Annotated in this window: 1 pseudogene; it reads right to left on the minus strand. The window is 69.5% G+C overall.

Annotated features, from left to right (window positions below):
• Positions 1-617 (minus strand): annotated as a pseudogene (locus EOA28_RS37790) (peptidoglycan-binding protein); the annotation flags it as partial.

The raw sequence follows: 617 nt of genomic DNA on the forward strand, positions 1-617 counted from the left end.
CGCCGACCGCATCCGGTCCCAGCGCCGCCATGGCGGCTGCTGCAGCAGCCTCGGCGGGCGTGCGCGGTACGCTCGGCTCGTCGCGCATGATCTCCGCGGCGCGGCCTTCAAGGCTAGCCATGTCTCCGGTGAGCGGCAGCGGCTGGTCGATATCCATCGAAGGCGCGTCCTGCACCGCGATCTTGCCGCCGCGGCCGCCGCGCTTGCTGGCCGGTTGCGGATCGACCAGCTCGCTGACCGCCTCGCTGGTCTCGGTCGCTTCCAGCGAGCCCAGCCTGTCGACGATCTTGAGCAGCGTGTCGTGGATTGCCTCGAAAGTCCGCGAATTGCGTTCGTCGGAGCGGCGGGTGAGCGCTTCGAGCGTCTTCAGATCCTGGGCGAGGCCGGCAACGGCGGTCGCGTTGGTCTGCGCCGTGCTGGAGGTCGACTCGGCGAGCGATTTGACGGCGCTCTCGGCCGCCTCGCGCGCCACGCTCAGAATGGAATCGCGCGTGCCGGCCAGCGACTTCTCGATCTCGTTTAGGCGCGGACTGATGTCCTCGAACTCGGGCAGCGGCGTGCCGGGCCTGGAAAGATGCGCCGATAGGCCGGCGACCTGCGCTTCCAGGCTGCGGATC

This window comes from Mesorhizobium sp. M2A.F.Ca.ET.067.02.1.1, assembly GCF_004023285.1.
Classification (GTDB): domain Bacteria; phylum Pseudomonadota; class Alphaproteobacteria; order Rhizobiales; family Rhizobiaceae; genus Mesorhizobium.